This window comes from Schlesneria sp. (genome assembly GCF_036405755.1).
GTDB lineage: Bacteria > Planctomycetota > Planctomycetia > Planctomycetales > Planctomycetaceae > Schlesneria > Schlesneria sphaerica.
The window spans coordinates 1-16,371 of record NZ_DASWWZ010000426.1; the positions used below are offsets into that span (position 1 = coordinate 1).

Here is a 16,371-nt window from a genome sequence, read left to right on the forward strand (position 1 = left end):
CTGGATGATCCCGTGGTGAAATTCATCCCGGAGTTTGCGGGGGGGGGCAAGGATGGGATCACCATCCGCCACATACTGACTCATACCTGCGGTTTCCGGAATGTCGAAACGGGCTGGCCCGAAGCGTCCTGGAATGACATCATTCGGCGGATCTGCGATTCGAGCGTCGAACCCGACTGGGTGGTAGGACAAACGGCGGGGTACCATACCGCATCGAGCTGGTTCATCCTGGGTGAGATCCTGTCCCGGCTGACGGGGCTTTCTTATCCCGACGCGATGCGCAAGGGACTATTTGAACCTCTCGGCCTGCGGCAAAGCTTCACGAGCCTGACTCCCACACAATATGCGGAATACGAAAGCCGGTTGGGAAAAATCTACACCCGAGAGGGGGGCGGTCTGCAACTTCTGGACTGGCACGAGCCGGCCCGTTGTGAAAAGCCCTCTCCGGGTGCGAATACGCGGGGGCCGATTCGGGAACTGGGCTCCTTCTACGAAATGTTGCTGAATGAAGGACAATACCAGGGGCGGCAGATCCTGACCCCTCAGGCCGTGGCCGCCATGACTGCCCGGCACCGGGTGGGGGAATTTGATCTGACGCTTGCGCATAAGGTTGACTTCGGATTGGGCGTGATCGTGAATTCGATTCGCTACGGGGCGGAGACCGTTCCATACGGGTATGGCCCCTTTTGTTCGCTCCGTACTTTCGGCCACGGCGGGGCGCAATCATCCCAGGGATGGTGTGATCCGGAGCGTGGCCTGGTCGTCGCCTATTTCTTCAACGGACGTCCCGGCGAGGGCCAGCATGGACGCCGTCTGCGAAAACTGAACGAAGCGATTTGTGCCGATTTGCAACTGACCTGAAAACAGGTGAAGGCACACTCATACTGAAGAGTACTGAAGAGGAGCCGACTTTAGCGTCGGCAGTTCCTTGGGTACGATTTTCGCTTATCGTTGACGGACAAGGATACTTTGCTTTGTGACACGTACGATTGGCGGTTTGCAGGTCAACACGTGGATGGTCGAGCCTCACGGCGTGAACGGATGAATCACTTATCGACTGGTTTTGATGTTTGAGTAATCAAGAGTGGTTCAGAAGTAGAGCCTTGGTGGATGTTTTTGAGATAATCAGGCCAGCGCCAGTCCTCCGATGCTTTATATCGACACGCAGATTTGAACAATAAGGGAGTCTGCGTACCTTGTATCGATTCTCCTTACGTTCCAAACCGAGGATCGATTCAAGGTGTAAGACAAGGGGGCCACTGGAAGCGTGGATAAGCGACTCGATTCGCAGTCCTTATGCACTGCGCCCCGACTGGCTCTGGTTCGTTGTCACACGTCAAGCGACCTGATTTTCATAGACAATTTGATTGTAAGAGGCTGCCGCTGAAGACAAGATTGGCGGTATTTTCGTGTGGATACAGCATGACTCAGGCAAACCTGTGCTGGAGAGAGTGGCTCAGTCAGTCTGAGATGGCCGTCTCCGTCATGTTGCGCCGAATCTGCGTCAAGGGGCGGGGCGGTCAACGAACAACCGCAGTGGGTCGGGCGGACGGTGCGGAGTCTATGTGATTTGGCCCGTTGCTGATTCACCGGAACGAGTCGCCAATGGAATTCGGGCATTGAGGAACTGAGATGAAAGTGATTGTCACCGGGGGGGCTGGCTTTATCGGCAGTCACATCGTGGATGCGTTGCTCGAACGAGGCGATGTGCCCGTTGTCATCGACAACCTCGAATCTGGATCGAGACGTAATTTGCCTGCGGGCGTTCCCTTGTATGAGGCTGATATTCGCGATCAGGATCAGGTTCGCAGAATCTTTGACGAAGTCAGACCCGAAGGGGTTTGCCATCAAGCCGCTCAGATATCGGTCAGCAGGTCGATGCGTGAACCAATCTTCGATGCGGAAGTGAACGTACTTGGCTTGCTGAACATTTTTGAGAATGCGTCCCGAGTTGGTGTGAAACGCGTCGTCTTTGCCTCGTCAGGAGGCGTGCTCTACGGAGATGTGACGTCCCCCGCGTCTGAGGATTTTCCGAAGAAACCAAAATCCGCCTACGGCATCAGCAAGTGGGTCGGCGAACAATACCTGGAGTTTTACGCCAAGGAGCGCAACTTGCAGGGGGTCGCCTTGCGGTATTCGAACGTCTATGGACCACGTCAAAATCCCGAAGGGGAAGCGGGGGTCACGGCGATTTTCATCAGGCGGACCCTGGACGGAAAAGGAATCACCATCAATGGTGATGGGAAATACATCAGAGACTTTGTTTATGGTCCCGACGTCGCACGAGCGAATGTCGCAGCCTTACACACGGACCTGGCCGAGGATTTCGCTGCGATCAATATCGGGACCGGACTCGGGGTCGACATCAATGAGCTGGCTCAGATGATCGCGGATTGCCATCTTGATGACTTGAAGAATCAGGGGCAGGTGGGCAGAACCATCGAGATTCAGCATGGTCCTCCTCGCATCGGGGATTTGCGCTCCAGTCTCGTGTCGCCGGTGCTGGCAGAGCGGCTACTGGGATGGAAACCGACTGTTTCACTCAAGGAAGGATTGCGAGAAACCGTGCGGTGGTTTGGTAAGCGGCCGAGCGAGTTATGATCGACATCCGCTCCGAGAGGTCCCGTTGCAACCGTGATGTGGGAATTGCGACGAGTCGTCTCAATTCCCACATCAAATTCAGCCGTGGGAAAGTCTGACAGATTCTGCGGAAGTAACCGCCGCATGAATTGGAAAGTGACGTCGGGCCAAGGCAGAGACGGAAATTGAACTGTTCATCCATTAGGATTCACAATGCTTGACGCGAAGCTTTCGCAGATGATCGAACAAACTGGTCAACAGCACCTGTTGCGTTTTTGGAAAGAGCTGTCCGCCGAACAGCAGAAGCTCCTGGCAGCGCAGCTTGCGGATCTGGACTGGGATCTCGTCTCCAACTTCGCAAAAAAGGGAACCAGTCCGCAGAGCGACTTTGAGGAACGTGCCCGTCGGGCCGCTCCTCCTGCGTATGTGGTCAGGACGCCGAAGAGTGCCGCCGACCGGGATAAATGGCGGGCCGCTCGGGAAATCGGAGAGAACGCACTCCGCGAAGGGAAAGTCGGTGCCGTGCTGCTGGCTGGCGGCCAGGGGACTCGACTCGGATTCAAGCAGTCCAAGGGCCTGTTCCCGATTGGTCCCGTGACGAATCAGTCATTGCTCCAGATCCTGGCAACCAAGTTAATCGCCACGTCACAGCGGTATGGCACCACGATCCCCTACTTCGTGATGACCAGCGACAAGACGCATGACGAGATCGAGGAATTCTATCGCCGAAACAATTACTTCGGTCTTGATCCCAAGGATGTGTTCCTGTTTCCCCAGGGCTTTGCACCATCCGTCGATTTGAAGTCCGGAAAAGTCCTGCTGGCCGACAAGGGAAATCTCAGCATGAGCCCCGATGGGCATGGGGGATTGTTCTCGGCCCTCTGGAAGGCAGGGCTGTTCGACGAGATGAAACGAAGAGGGATTGAATATATCTTCTCGCATCAGGTCGACAACCCGCTGGCGCGTGTTTGCGACCCTGAATTCATCGGTCTGCACCTGATGCATGAATCAGAGGTCTCAACAAAGGTTGTCGCGAAAACCGGACCTGACGAGAAGGTGGGTGTGGCCGTGGACATCGACGGCCGGACGCAGATTATCGAGTACAGTGATTTGCCCAAGGACCTGGCGCAGGCACGTGACGCGGCGGGTGATTTGAAATTCTGGGCAGGCAGTACCGCCATCCATCTTTTCAATCGCAGCTTCCTCGAACGGGTTGCGACATCCGACAACATTCTTCCCTGGCATCGAGCCATCAAGAAGATTCCTCATATTGATGAACAGGGTAACGCGGTGGAGCCGACCGTTGAGAACGGAGTGAAGTTCGAACGATTCATCTTCGACACCCTACCGCTCGCGAAGGTGGCGCTCATCGTTGAGACCGTCCGCGATGACGAGTTCGCGCCGCTGAAGAACAAAGAGGGAGAGTTCTCTCCTGATTACGTGCGTGACCGGATGGTTCGGTTAAGCAAACGCTGGTTGAACTCGGTCGGCGTGAATCCTCCAGACGACGTCGCTGTTGAGATCAGCCCCCGCTTTGCTCTTTCACCGGAAGATCTGTCGGCCCGTACCGGCGAACTCGCTGCGGTTCCATTCGATAGTCCCACGTACCTTGGCCCCAAAGACTGAACTCTTGATCGACAGCGTTGTCATTTCGGAAATACCTTTCATGAATTCGCCTTTGACCATCGACGATCCGCTTGTGTTCGATACGTTTTTCCGCCCACAGGTCTGGGGGGGAAGGGGGATTCAGTCTCAACTGGGAAGAACGCTTCCCTGTGAATTGCCGTATGGAGAGGCTTGGGAGCTCAGTTCACTTCCCTTGCATGAAAGTCGGGTGCTCGAAGGGAAAAATGCCGGCCGTCCACTTGCTGAACTGTGGACGAAGTCGCGAAAGGAACTGACGGGCGGCGGAGGTCGCGATGTCTTTCCGCTGCTGCTGAAATGGCTCGAATGCAAAGAACTCCTGTCACTTCAAGTCCACCCTGATGATGCGATGGCGCAGCGGCTTCTGAACGAACCTTACGGAAAATCAGAAGCGTGGGTCATTGTGTCGGTGGAACCGACCGCCCGGATTTACGCGGGACTTCAGCCCGGCGTAACCCGCGAGGATTTCCTGGCCCATATGAAGGGGGGGACAGTCGAGAAGTGCTTGCATTCGTTCGTACCACGTCCAGGTGATTGCGTCTCCATACCCGCCGGGACGATTCACGCGGCGGGGGGAGGACTGATCATTGCAGAAGTGCAGCAGTCCAGCGACGCGACATTCCGCTTGTTCGACTGGAACCGGCTGGGGCTGGACGGCAAACCACGTCCGTTGCAGATCGACAAGGCGGTCGATGCGATCAACTGGGACCAGGGACCCGTTTCCCCTGTCGTTCCTGAAAAAATTTGTTGTGAATCGTCAGGGCTGAGCGGAGAACTCCTTGTCGACGGCGTGGGCTTCCGCATGGAACGCTACACATTACACCAGCCAGGTGCGACGCCGCATTCGGGTGAGTTCACAGTCTGGATGGTGCTGGAGGGTGAAGTGTCGTTGACAAATTCCGGTACAGGGTATACCCGCGACTTCCAGAAGGGGTCGAGCTTCATGATTCCGGCGAGTGCGGGACAGACGCGGCTGAGCCCGAAAGAAAATGCGGGTTTGTTGACATTACTTTGTGTTCGCCTTACTTAAATGGCCGTGGATGAAACGGAGGTCCAGACATATCTGGAGGTTTCGCGACCACTTGAACCCCCCATCACGGATGAATAAAGGGATTTTAAGTTGAAGATCGTAGTGATCGGGACCGGATATGTCGGATTAATTACGGGGACCTGCTTCGCCGAAAGCGGCAACGACGTGATTTGCGTCGATGTGGACAGTGAAAAGATCCGGAAGCTGAATTTGGGTCAGATTCCCATTTATGAGCCCGGACTCGATGAACTAATTGTCCGCAATGTCGAAGCAAAACGTCTGCGGTTCACAACCGAGCCTAAAGACGCCATCCCACAGGCCCAGTGCGTCTTCCTTTCTGTAGGGACTCCTCAGCGAGACGACGGCTCCGCAGACCTGGCCGTTTTCTGGAGTGCGGTCGATTCGATTGCCCCGCACCTTTCCCACGATGCGATCGTCGTGGTCAAGAGCACCGTTCCCGTGGGAACTAATGCTGCTGTCGCGCGTCGCCTGCAAGATCTGCTGGGCCGCACAGTCCACGTTGCATCGAACCCGGAATTTCTGAAAGAAGGCTGTGCTCTCGAAGACTTTATGAAGCCGGACCGGGTTGTGGTCGGTGTGACACGGCCTGAAGTGGCTCAGGTCCTGCGGGAACTCTATCAGCCTTTCCTGCGGACCGAGCACCCGTTCCTGGTGATGAACCTGGAAAGTTCTGAGATGACGAAATACGTCGCGAACTGCATGCTCGCGACCAAGATCAGCTTCATCAACGAGATGGCGAACGTCTGCGAGCAGGTCGGTGCCGATATCAACCACGTACGCAAGGGGATTGGCCACGATCAGCGAATTGGTTTCGCATTCCTGTTCCCCGGTGTCGGGTACGGCGGATCGTGCTTCCCCAAGGACGTGCGCGCGATGATTCGCGTCGCCGAACAATCGGGGATTGAACCTCACATTCTCGAAGCTGTCGATGCAGTGAACGTTGCTCAGAAAGAAGTCTTGTTCCAGAAAGTGCACAAGCACTTTGGAGGAGAACTCAAGGGGCGGACCATCGCCATCTGGGGGCTGGCTTTCAAGCCTCGGACTGACGATATCCGCGAAGCCCCGTCACTCATTCTGATTGACCGGCTTCTCGCGACAGGAGCGACCGTGCGGGTGCATGATCCTGTTGCCATGGAGAACGTTCGCAAGATCTACGGAGATCGACTCACCTATTGCCAGACTCCTTACGATACGTTAGAGGGTGCTGAAGTACTGGCTATCGTTACGGAATGGAATGAATTCCGAAATCCAGATTTCGGTGTCATCCGTGAGAAGCTGAAGTCTCCTGTCATTTTTGATGGTCGAAATCTGTTTGATCCAATGAGGATGACTCAGTTAGGATTTCATTACTCCGGGATCGGGCTGGAATCAAAGACCGACGCCAAGGATGGGGCCGGCAGCAAAACAACATAACTATTCCATGAGGGAATTGAGGTTTTCCAGCAATGCGATCAATTCTTGTGACAGGAGGGGCTGGATTTTTAGGCAGCCATCTTTGCGAACGGTTACTTGAGCGGAACGAGAACGTCATCTGTCTCGACAACTTCTTCACCGGTCGCAAAGACAATATCCTGCATCTGATGGGGAACCCCCGGTTTGAATTGATCCGCCACGACATCGTTCACCCCATCGTGCTCGAAGTCGATCAGATCTATAACCTGGCCTGTCCCGCATCACCTGTCGCCTATCAGTTCAACCCCATCAAAACAATCAAGACCTCGACCGTTGGCGTGGTCAATATGCTGGGACTGGCCAAGCGATGTCGCGCCCGGATCCTGCACTGTTCCACGTCTGAAGTCTATGGCGATCCGAGTGTTCATCCCCAGCGGGAAGACTACTGGGGGCATGTGAATCCGATCGGCCCGCGAAGTTGTTACGACGAAGGGAAGCGTGTCGCCGAGTCGTTGTGCATCAACTATCACCAGGAACACGATCTGGCCGTCCGGGTGATCCGGATCTTCAATACCTACGGGCCGAGAATGGACCCGAATGATGGACGCGTCATCTCTAACTTCATCACACAGGCGATACGCGGCGAACCGATCACCATCTACGGCGATGGCTCTCAGACGCGATCATTCTGCTATTGCGATGATCTGATTCGCGGGATGATGCAGATGATGGATCAGGACACCGAAATTGGCCCCGTCAATCTCGGTAATCCTGATGAGTACTCAATGCTGCAACTGGCCGAAGAGGTATTGAGGGCGATTCCGGAATCCAAATCCAAGATTACGTTTGAGCCCCTTCCCAAGGATGATCCAAAGCAGCGATGCCCGGACATCACCAAGGCGAAAGCCGTACTCGGCTGGTCCCCGACCGTCGGTCTTCGCGAGGGTTTGGCCAGGACGATCGCCTACTATCGTCAGGAACTTTCACGGGCCAGCTGATTCAGTATCACCACCGTCGAACTGGCCTCGCTGTCGCGTGCTATGCGAAGTGAATCCGAGCATCTGATATTTCACGGGAACCTCCATGATGAAGATCAAGATCGGCCAGATAGGGACGGGGCACGGACACGCGTCGGGAAAGCTGGAGGTTTACCGGAAATCCGACGACTACGAAGTTGTGGGGGTGGCGGAACCGGATGACCGGCTGCGGCGGAAAGCGGAGTCGAATCCCGCTTTCCGTGATGTGCAGTGGATGTCAGTTGAGCAATTGCTGAATACCCCCGGGCTTCAGGCGGTCGCTGTCGAGACAGAGCCCCGACACCTGCTCGCCCATGCGGAGCAGTGTATTGACGCCGGAATGCACGTTCATCTGGATAAACCCGCGGGCGAATCGTTGAGTCAGTTCCGGCGGATTCTTGATACTTCTGCACGGCGACATTTGTGCGTGCAAATGGGGTACATGTACCGCTACAACCCGGCCGTCGTCCTTTGTCGGGATCTGGTGAAGAAGGGCTTTCTGGGTGATCCGTTCGAGGTCCACTGCGTGATGAGCAAGCAGCTGGACCGCGCTGCGCGCCTGAAGCATGCAGAATATCGCGGTGGAATGATGTTCGAACTCGGCTGTCACTTGATCGATATTGTGGTCAGTCTGCTGGGGGCACCCGACTCAGTGTTACCCGTGACAGAACACTCGTCTGACCAGGCTGATGAACTACTGGATAACATGCTCGCGGTGCTCAAGTATCCGCGCGCGATCGCTTCGGTCAAATCGTCAGGGCTGGAGGTGGAAGGCTTCGCACGGCGTCACTTTGTTCTGTGTGGAACCGAAGGAACCATCCATATTGAACCGCTCGACAGTCCGAAGGTGGTAAGACTGGCTCTGTCGAAAGAGCGGGGAAAATACCGAAAAGGGTACCAGGATGTCCCCGTCGAGTCTTATCAGCGCTATGTTGCCGATGCGGCCGATTTCGCGAAGATCATCCGGGGCGAAAAAATGAGTGACTGGTCTGTCACACATGATCTGGCGGTACAGGAGACTGTGCTCCGGGCGGCGGGGTGTCCCACCGACACGTGACAAATCTTAGCCAGCCCGAACGTCGGATTGAGTCAACTCGCATGGTCCGAGCGCGATACGATTGTTCTGAGATCCCTCTGATTTGAAAGACGGCAATGAGTCTTCAGCGACGTGATGAGATCCTGGCCCGGTTGCGCAAGAACGTTGCCGCAGGTCGACCGATCCTGGGTGGAGGTGCGGGAACCGGACTGTCCGCAAAGCTGGAAGAGGCGGGCGGCATCGACTTGATCGTGATCTACAATTCCGGCCGTTTTCGCATGGCGGGCCGTGGGTCGCTGGCTGGAATGATGCCGTACGGTGACGCCAACGCGATTGTCATGGAGATGGCTCGCGAAGTGCTGCCCGTCGTTTCAAAAACGCCTGTACTGGCGGGAGTCTGCGGCACCGACCCGTTTCGATTGATGCCCCAATTCCTGCGTGAGGTGCAGGAGGCTGGTTTCAGTGGAGTTCAAAACTTTCCCACCGTCGGGCTGATCGACGGGCAATTTCGGCTCGGGCTGGAAGAGACGGGCATGGGATACGACAGGGAAGTCGAAATGATCCGCATGGCGGGGGAAATGGGGTTGCTGACGACACCCTACTGCTTCAATGTCGAAGAGGCCGAGGCGATGGCCAGGGCGGGTGCCGACATTCTGATTCCGCACATGGGGTTAACGACCAAAGGGCTGATCGGCGCCTCGACGGCGGTGACGCTTGAGGAAGCGGCGCGGCGTTGCCAGCAGATGCACGATGCAGCGAAACGGATCAAACCAGATATCCTCGTCCTGTGCCACGGGGGACCGATCGCCGATCCTGAGGATGCGCAGCATATTCTTGATCATACTGAAGGAATTGTGGGGTTCTATGGGGCGAGTTCCATGGAACGACTTCCGGTTGAACCCGCGATTATCGACCGGATTCGCGAGTTTTCCGAGATCCATTTCCGCCTGCCATCCTGAAGTTCGGAACGGGTCTACTCGGTTCCCGCAGTTCCTCAGGCAGCGACAGTTGCTGAGGGGCGAGGGAGTCGATACCCTCGCGATGCTGTCGAAAATGCAGCCTCACGAAGAAATTGCCGACCAATGGGATCTTACCCATTGTGTAGTTTTCCGGCGAAGGAAATTGTTGCTTTTAGGAGAGCTCTGAGTATGACCGACGTTGCCCCCATTCGAGTTGCGATCACCGGTGCTGCCGGCCAGATTGGCTATGCGTCCTTGTTCCGACTCGCCTCGGGCCAAATCTTCGGGGCCCATCGCCCTGTGATTCTGCACCTGATTGAACTTCCTGCTGCGGTCGGGGCATTGGACGGGATCCACATGGAACTCGACGACTGTGCTTTCCCGACACTGGCCGGGGTGCAAAAGTTCGACAGTGATCATCTCGAAGACGCATTCCGTGATGTCAACTTCGCGATCCTCGTCGGCAGCGTTCCCCGTAAGCAGGGGATGGAGCGTTCTGACCTCATCCGTATCAACGGCCCCATCTTCACGAATACCGGCAAAGCGATTCAGGCCGCAGCCGCCAAGGACGTCCGGGTTGTTGTCGTCGGAAACCCCTGTAACACGAACTGTCTGATCGCCATGTCGCACGCTCCGGACGTGCCACGTGATCGCTGGTTCGCCATGACGCGTCTCGACCAGAATCGTGCCGCCGCTCAACTGGCTCAGAAGTCCAATCGACCCGTCGCTTCGGTCACCAATCTGGCGATCTGGGGTAACCATTCTTCGACGCAGTTCCCAGACTTCCTCAACACCAAGATCGACGGCAAGCCAGCAACCAGCGTCATTTCCGACCATGCCTGGTTGAAGGGTGACTTCGTCACGACCGTTCAGCAGCGCGGTGCTGCAGTCATCAAAGCACGTGGTGCTTCCAGCGCTGCAAGCGCTGCCAATGCTGCACTTGATACCGTCAAGAGCATCGTCACGCCGACCGCTGCGGGTGACTGCTTCAGCGCCGCTGTCTACTCGGATGGAAGCTACGGAATCGAAGAAGGTCTGGTCACCGGTTTGCCGCTTAGCACTGACGGCAAGAACTGGCGAGTTCTGCCTGGTTTCGAGATTGATGAATTCAGCCGTTCGCAGATCGACAAGACCATCAATGAATTGAAGCAGGAACGCGATACCGTTCGTGACCTGCTGCCCTGATTCATCGAGCTTTCGCATCGTGCGATGCATCGAGTGCATCGCACATGTCGTTGCTCAACCGGATATGATCCCGTCTGCCGCTGGTGGACGGGATCATTTTGTGTGTCGTGAGAACGCCCGAAGAACTGTTTTTTTTGCCTGAGTCTATGTCGATCAGCGGAGCCTTCATGTCCCCTCGGATCGTTATCGTTGGCGGGGGGCTGGCCGGTCTGGCTGCTGCCGTGGCCTTAACGGAACGCAATTTGCCTTGTCTACTGCTCGAATCCCGGGTACGGCTGGGAGGCCGGGCGAGCTCTTTCCACGACCCGACAACGGGTAGTGAGATTGATAATTGCCAGCATGTCACGCTGGGATGCTGTACGAACTTTCGCCATTTCTGCGAAACGACAGGCTTGGCCAGTTCCTTCCGCAGGGAACCGGCGCTGCACTTCATCGGGCCTTCCGGCAAGGTCGATCGCTTCGCCGCGGGACCACTTCCAGCACCGCTGCATCTCCTGGGGGGATTCGCCAGCCTGTCGTATTTGTCCTGGCAGGAAAAGCAGGCACTGGCACGAGGCCTGAAAGCTCTGGCGAGACCCGTCAGTTCGGCGGATGAGGCACTCCCTTTCAGCGAGTGGCTGAAGCAGCACCGGCAGCCGACGAATGTCATCAATCGGTTCTGGTTTGTGGTACTGGTCAGTGCTCTCAGTGAGTCACTCGATCGGATTTCGGTGACGCATGCGAGGAAGGTGATCGTCGATGCATTTCTCGCCAATCGAGATGGGTGGTATGTGGATATTCCCACCGTCCCCCTCGAAAAGCTCTACGGCGGACCGCTGGTCGAATGGCTCACCTCGCGTGGGTCCCAGATCCGACTTCAAACAGGCGTCGAAAAATTTGAGATGGCGGGTGAGATTGTATCTGGGGTCCGTCTCAATTCAGGAGAAATCATTGATGGTGATGAGTTCCTCGTGGCGGTTCCATTTCATCGAATCCGATCACTATTGCCGGAAACACTCAGTGCTCAACCAGACCTGCAGGGAATCGAGCAGCTCGAACCCGCACCGATCTCGAGTCTCCATTTGTGGTTTGATCGACCGATTACGGATCTGCCTCATGCCGTCCTGGTCGATCGACTCTGTCAGTGGGTCTTCAATCGCACGCTGCTTGGCAATACTCCTGCGAGTACTTCGCTGGCGGGCCCGCCGGGGACGGATTTGGTTGAAAAGTCGTTCTACTACCAGATTGTGATCAGCGCCAGCCATCAGCTTGGCGGGCGGAGCAAAGAGGATATCCAACAGGAAGTCTTGAAAGAATTAGCGGAGGTCTGGCCCGAAACGGCAAATGCCAAGCTGCTGCATTCGCGACAGGTGACCGAGCATCGTGCTGTTTTCTCGCCGGTCCCCGGAATCGAGGGGCTCCGCCCTGCCCAACAGTCTCCTGTAGCGAATCTTCAACTGGCCGGTGATTGGACCCGTACCGGCTGGCCCGCGACGATGGAAGGAGCTGTGCGAAGCGGATATCTCGCCGCCGAGAATATTCTGTCGCGACTCGGTAAGCGGGAGAGAGTGATTCGTCCAAATCTGAAGACAGCTTTTTTATCGCGAGTCATCTACGGGCTGCCCGCTAATGAACCGGGATAAAAGTCAGAATCTTTCGTGTGGAACTCGATGAGGTTCACGAGCGAGCACATTTCCGAAACTTGCCGGCGCGGGTTACGATGTTCGCAAAGCAGGTGCCGCGAAGTTACGAAGGTCGTGAGTCGCGAGTTCTTGAACTGTGCAGGAATCTGCCGCTGGGGAAAAGTCAGGATCGTAGAACGGCAGGAAACACTTGAGGGTGACAAGCCTCCAGGCAATGGCTGCCACTGATCGAGTCGTTACCTCTAAGTGTCCGACGACTTGTCCCCAATCCTCGAATGCCGGCGGAATGAGAAATTGAAAATGGAGTGAATTTGTGGCTGTGCCGATCCTTCAATCTCTGTTGCTGGCCGATCACGTTTATCGGGACCAGGCGACCGGTAAGCACATCATCTGTGGTGTCTTCTCAACCATCTTCTTTACCCCCAACACCCATCTGAACTTCTCGTCCCAGGAAAGCGGACCTGTCACAGGAGGAGGCTCGGGTGGAGGTCATCCGTTTGATCGAGGTCCCGGTGGATCGGGAGAGGGTGGGGAAGGGGATTCTTCGAGCCGCGTCCAGCCCATTCAGCAGTTGATGCAGGCAGGATCCCCGTACGTTTACTTCAGCCTGACAGAGCTTTCAGAACGCAAAACATTTGAAGTCCGGTATGTCGAACTTCGAGAGAATCGGTCCTTGTTCCAGGCGGAAGTCGCCATTGAATGCGATGATCCTCTCAAGACGATCGAGGTCTCACTTCCACTGCCTCGTTTGCCCCTGGTGGCGTTGGAAGAGCGTGCCTATGCGCTTGAAGTCCTTTGCGAAGGGCAACTGCTTGGAAGCCACCGTGTGCTGGCCCGAATGACTCCCGGAAGTGCACCTCCAGGCTTGTGACGCACCTCCAGGCTTGTGACGCACCTCCAGGCGTGTGACAAAGTCGCGACAGTTCTGTCATCATGGTTCCGTATTTGTTCCTCTGTACGACAGGATTCGTTCAAACTCAGTACTCAACAATTCTTCACCACTAGAAGGAGTGAGATCCGTGACCATGGACCGCAGAGATTGGATCAAGCACGTTGCAGCCGGATCCGTTGCAGCGATGGCATCGAATTTGACTTCCGGGAATGGCGCTGAGGCGACTGCCGCATCGCCTGTTCCCCGGGGAGAACTGATCCGGAGAGAGAATGAACAGCCGGGATCGACAGACTGGCAGTTGACCCGAGTTCGCCTCGACAAGAACCTCGGATTTCGCAGCCCCTTCATCGAAGGCTACTGTTCTCGTCAAAGCGTCAAGGCGAACGAGACCATCGACATCATGGTGTCATGTGATCCGGTTCGACCCTTCAAAATTGAAATCTTCCGGACGGGGTACTACGGGGGAAAAGGGGCACGGCTGATGCAGACGCTGGGCCCATTCCCCGGCAAGAAGCAACCGACGCCTGCCCCGGGTGAAAAGAATCTTCATGAATGCCGCTGGGAACCGACAACCACGCTGACGATTCCTGCCGACTGGACCAGCGGCGTCTATCTCGGACGGCTGAGTCTTGTCGAGGAAAGTCCGGATGCGGGTTACTGGCAAAGTTATGTCGTCTTCATTGTGACCGACGACCGCCCTGCTGACATCCTGGTCCAGTGTTCGGACAATACCTGGCAGGCCTACAACCAGTGGCCAGACAACTATTCTGTCTATACGCATCCAAAAGGGAATCAGGGGCCGTGGGCCGACGTCAGCTTTGACCGGCCTTATGCCAAGTATGCACAGATCTACGAAAATCCGCAGTCGATTGGTTCCGGTGAGTGGCTTTGCTTTGAATTCCCCATGTCGTACTGGCTCGAGAAAGAAGGGTACGACGTGACCTATTGTTCAAACAGTGACATGCTGACTCCGGATCGGGCTCTGAAATGCAAGGCCTTCTTGAGTGTTGGACACGATGAGTACTGGGACATTCGCCAGTATGAAAGCGTTGTCAAGTTGCGTGATGCCGGTGTGAACCTGCTGTTCTTTTCAGGGAATTCCGTCTGCTGGGTGACTCCGCTGCGGCAAGGCTTTGACGGTCGTCCTAATCGCATCATGTTTCGAGGTGGCCCTTATGGGGGTGACTATAAATATGCGGAACTGCGTGAAAAACAGCATGGACCGTTCCCACATCGCGGTCCCGATGAGGGCTATCTGATCGGATCCCGTAACGTCGAACCGGTCAACGGTGGCGGCGACTGGATCTGCACCAAACCGGATCATTGGATCTTCGAAGGAACAGGGATGAAAGAAGGGGACCGTATCCCCGGGCTGATCGGCTGGGAGTATCACGGTGAACCGCCAGAAGACATCCCCGGTCTCGAAATTGTCGGCAAGGGGACGGCACTGGTGGGAGGAACCCAGCCTCAGCACTGGACGGCCACGATCTATCCGGGCCCGAAAAATAACTTTGTCTTCAATGCGTCGACGATCTTCTGGTGCCAGGACTTATCAAGTCCTCCAGGGCACATGCTCCCGTGGTCCCACTGGAGTCGTCCGCACGGACCGGATGAACGCGTCCAGCGAATTACGCACAACCTGTTGCGTCGTGCGATCAAGTAGAGACAGTGCTGGAGGTCCTGAAAAAGGAGTAGCCAGTCAGACGGACCAAAGTCTCGCAGTCGTCCGTCAGACCGCTATCTGAAGAAGAATTTTCTCTGGACGTCTCACACAAAAAAGAAGAGTCAGCCCGCAGACCCAAGTGGTCCGTCGGGCTGACTCATTTACAGGCTCACGATCGATTTCGTACAGAGGTCGTGGGACTGTGCTCGTTTCTGATGATGACGCATTTCCGGGCACTCAGGCGATCGGGAAGGGAACACCGAACGACTGGGCGAGAAGTTCGGGGTCGTGAGGAATCACTTGCCTTCCTTCATCTCGAGACACCATCGCATGTAGGCCTCGATCCAGGGATCGAGATCCCCGTCGAGTGTCGCCTGAGGATGTGACGTCTTGTATTCGGACCGGTTGTCCTTGCAGTACGACTCGGGATGCAGCACGTAGCTGCGGATGGTTTCACCGCCGAAGCCGATCCGCGACTTCTCGCCACGGCGTGCCGCGTTCTCCGCTTCGCGCTTATCCATTTCGATCTGGTACAGCTTGGCGATCATCATCTTGCGAGCAAGGGCTCGGTTCTGGTGCTGACTTCGCTCGTTCTGACACTGAACTACTGTGTTGGATGGAAGGTGGGTCAAACGAATGGCGGAGTCGGTTTTGTTAACCTTCTGGCCGCCCGCACCGCTCGCACGACAAATGTCTTCGCGAATAGTCTTGGGGTCGTCCCACTCGATCTCGATCGAAATGTTATCGTCAAGTTCCGGAGTCACGTCGACAGCGGCAAACGAGGTTTGTCGCCGATGAGCAGAATCAAAGGGGCTCATCCGGATCAATCGATGAATCCCAGTCTCACCTTTCAGCAATCCAAAAACGTAGGATCCGCGAATCAGGATGGTGGCGGAATGGATCCCTGCTTCTTCTGCGGGAGAAGTATCAAGAATTTCGGCGTCGAAGCCGCGACGTTCAGCCCATCGCTGATACATTCGCATCAGCATTTCCGCAAAGTCCTGCGCGTCCGTGCCTCCTTCACCCGCCTGGATGGCGACGTAGGCCGAGTTCCCGTCTTCCGGAGCGGACAGCATGGCTTGCAATTCGACTTCGTCGAACTGCTGTTTAAGGCGGTCAACGGTCTGCTGAATCTCGGCAATGGTTTCGGGCGATTCTTCTGCTTCGGCAAATTCCAGCAGAACGGCAAGATCTTCGGATCCGGAAAACAGCTCATTAATCGGTTTGAGGACGCCGTTCAGCGTCTTGAGCTCATTCACCTGAGCCTGTGCTTTGTCCTGGTTGTCCCAGAAGCCTGGCTGGCCCATGGCGTCGTTGATTTCGGCAATGCG

General features: G+C 56.0%; 13 protein-coding genes. 12 read left to right on the top strand and 1 reads right to left on the bottom strand.

What is annotated here, in order from left to right:
• From VGE80_RS14525 to VGE80_RS14580, 12 genes are all read left to right on the top strand, one after another.
• Window positions 1-861, top strand: an 861-nt coding sequence (locus VGE80_RS14525) for a serine hydrolase domain-containing protein (protein WP_440593168.1), incomplete at its 5' end; no start/stop codon positions are given.
• A 771-nt stretch (window positions 862-1,632) separates the two neighbouring features.
• The gene (locus VGE80_RS14530; RefSeq protein ID WP_373651472.1) at window positions 1,633-2,601 is read left to right on the top strand and encodes an NAD-dependent epimerase/dehydratase family protein; all 969 of its coding nucleotides are present in this window, start codon (window positions 1,633-1,635) and stop codon (window positions 2,599-2,601) included.
• Window positions 2,602-2,793: 192 nt separating this feature from the next.
• On the top strand, window positions 2,794-4,206 hold the full coding sequence (locus VGE80_RS14535; protein WP_373651473.1) for a UTP--glucose-1-phosphate uridylyltransferase: 1,413 nt from the start codon (window positions 2,794-2,796) through the stop codon (window positions 4,204-4,206).
• Between the two features lie 40 nt (window positions 4,207-4,246).
• On the top strand, window positions 4,247-5,254 hold the full coding sequence (locus tag VGE80_RS14540) for a type I phosphomannose isomerase catalytic subunit (RefSeq protein WP_440593169.1): 1,008 nt from the start codon (window positions 4,247-4,249) through the stop codon (window positions 5,252-5,254).
• Between the two features lie 90 nt (window positions 5,255-5,344).
• A complete protein-coding gene (locus VGE80_RS14545) occupies window positions 5,345-6,688 on the top strand; it encodes a UDP-glucose dehydrogenase family protein (RefSeq protein WP_440593170.1) in 1,344 nt (447 codons plus the stop codon).
• Window positions 6,689-6,720: 32 nt separating this feature from the next.
• Window positions 6,721-7,665, top strand: coding sequence for a UDP-glucuronic acid decarboxylase family protein (locus VGE80_RS14550; RefSeq protein WP_373651476.1), 945 nt, complete (start codon window positions 6,721-6,723; stop codon window positions 7,663-7,665).
• Between the two features lie 85 nt (window positions 7,666-7,750).
• The gene (locus tag VGE80_RS14555) at window positions 7,751-8,740 is read left to right on the top strand and encodes a Gfo/Idh/MocA family protein (protein WP_373651477.1); all 990 of its coding nucleotides are present in this window, start codon (window positions 7,751-7,753) and stop codon (window positions 8,738-8,740) included.
• A gap of 95 nt (window positions 8,741-8,835) precedes the next feature.
• Complete coding sequence (locus VGE80_RS14560; protein ID WP_440593171.1) at window positions 8,836-9,678, top strand: phosphoenolpyruvate hydrolase family protein; 843 nt, start codon at window positions 8,836-8,838, stop codon at window positions 9,676-9,678.
• Window positions 9,679-9,867: 189 nt separating this feature from the next.
• Window positions 9,868-10,863, top strand: a complete 996-nt coding sequence (locus VGE80_RS14565; protein WP_397570546.1) for a malate dehydrogenase — start codon at window positions 9,868-9,870, stop codon at window positions 10,861-10,863.
• Between the two features lie 167 nt (window positions 10,864-11,030).
• Window positions 11,031-12,485, top strand: coding sequence for a hydroxysqualene dehydroxylase HpnE (hpnE, locus tag VGE80_RS14570; protein WP_440593172.1), 1,455 nt, complete (start codon window positions 11,031-11,033; stop codon window positions 12,483-12,485).
• A gap of 313 nt (window positions 12,486-12,798) precedes the next feature.
• Window positions 12,799-13,356 (top strand): hypothetical protein, encoded by a 558-nt coding sequence (locus VGE80_RS14575; RefSeq protein WP_440593173.1) that lies wholly within the window; start codon window positions 12,799-12,801, stop codon window positions 13,354-13,356.
• Window positions 13,357-13,510: 154 nt separating this feature from the next.
• Window positions 13,511-15,040: a N,N-dimethylformamidase beta subunit family domain-containing protein gene (locus VGE80_RS14580; RefSeq protein WP_440593174.1), complete on the top strand. Its 1,530-nt coding sequence runs from the start codon at window positions 13,511-13,513 to the stop codon at window positions 15,038-15,040.
• Between the two features lie 296 nt (window positions 15,041-15,336).
• Here the strand turns inward: VGE80_RS14580 and prfB are convergent.
• Window positions 15,337-16,371 (bottom strand): peptide chain release factor 2 (gene prfB, locus VGE80_RS14585; RefSeq protein WP_440593175.1); only part of this gene is annotated, 1,035 nt, incomplete at its 5' end.